1 protein-coding gene is annotated in these 1,608 nt (G+C 43.2%); it reads left to right on the plus strand.

Features of this window, described 5'->3' with window-relative positions:
- On the plus strand, positions 1 to 1,590 hold a 1,590-nt coding region (gene tnpC / locus AC07UV_RS25605; RefSeq protein WP_495185838.1), incomplete at its 5' end, for an IS66 family transposase.
- Between the last annotated feature and the right edge of the window lie 18 nt (positions 1,591 to 1,608).

The following is a 1,608-nucleotide window of genomic DNA, read 5'->3' on the forward strand; positions in this document are numbered from 1 at the left end:
TATGATCAGCATTTTCTGTTTTCAGAAAATGGCGTCGATTTATCCACATTTCACTGTATAACTTTAGTTGATTTTGCTAGGTTTAATGCTATTAAAAGCTGTATTTTGTCATACAGAATGCCACAGATGGATAATCATAACTTTCAGAAATTACTTGAATTATTAGAACGGGAATCATCGGCCCGTATGGCTTCTGAGGCAGCCAGAGCTGCCCAGACGATAGCTTATCAGGATACAATTTCCGGGATGCAGGCCTCCTTTAAAGAGACGATTGAAGATCTAAATGCCATTATAGGGCAGTTAAATGAAACTATAGGTGTTCTTTTGGAGGAGAACCGTTTATTAAAGGGTCCAAAAAAGAACAGTGGTAACAGCTCTGTTCCCCCCTCCAAAGATGAAAATCGGGCACCCAGGACAAGCAGTTTACGAACTTCCAGCGGAAAAAGTTCAGGCGGCCAGAAAGGTCATGATGGCCACACGCTTAAAATGACATCATCTCCCGACCAGGTCCATCATCATTGCCCCGGCTTTTGTCGCTGCTGTGGCTTAAAACTGGATGTCACGACAGCGGAACTTACAGCCCGCCGCCAGGTAATTGATGTTCCCATGGTAAAGCCCCGTTATATTGAGCACCGGATTTACCGTGCCCACTGCAGTTGCGGACACCGGACAACCGGTACTTTTCCTGTGGGTGTTGATGCTCCGGTCAGTTACGGGAAACAGACTGCTGCCCTGATTGCCTATCTGCATACCCGCCAGTATATATCCCTGGCAAGGATCAGCGAGCTGTTCAGCTCAATTTATGGAATGGGCATCAGTCAGGGGACGGTATGTGGTATACTTGACCGTTTTGCACAAAAGGCACTTCCGGCTTTTGAACTGATCAAACAGGCTATATCAAAAGCCAAAGTGATCGGAGCAGATGAAACAGGAATGAAAGAAAATGGCAAGCTAAACTGGTTCTGGACATGGCAGAGCAAATTTGCCACCTACATCACCGCTTCAAAAAATAGGGGTTTTCAGACGGTGAAAGCAAATTTTCCAGCCGGTTTCCCAAATGCTGTCCTGGTCCATGATTGCTGGAAGAGCCATTTGAACACAACCGCTGCCGGCCACCAGATCTGTACGGCACATCTACTCCGGGAACTGCTCTTCTTCAAACAAAAATATAAATCTCCATGGGCAGCGCAGTTCAGTGAAATGATCATGATGGCTATTGAACTCAAAAAAACTATCAAGCCTGGGCAGTATCAAAATCCGATAAAAGAAAGGTCAGCTATTGAAGCTATATTCGATAGTTTATTAAAACAAAAAATAGACCCAAGGCATATTGAAGTGATTACTTTCCAAAAAAGAATTAGTATGTACAAAAACTATTTGTTAACGTTCCTATATCATCAGGATGTTCCCCCCGATAATAATAGCTCTGAACAGGCTATCCGTAATATTAAGGTAAAACTGAAAGTATCAGGAATGTTTAAGTCTTTTAAAGGAGCTCAGAACTATGCTATCATACGTTCTATAACTGACACCTGCAACAAAAATCAACAGCAAATCCTTAATGCCCTCTTTACTATTGCTAAGGCTTAGAACAACCTGAGTGGTTAC

Source organism: Sphingobacterium sp. GW821-FHT03E03 (assembly GCF_059420745.1).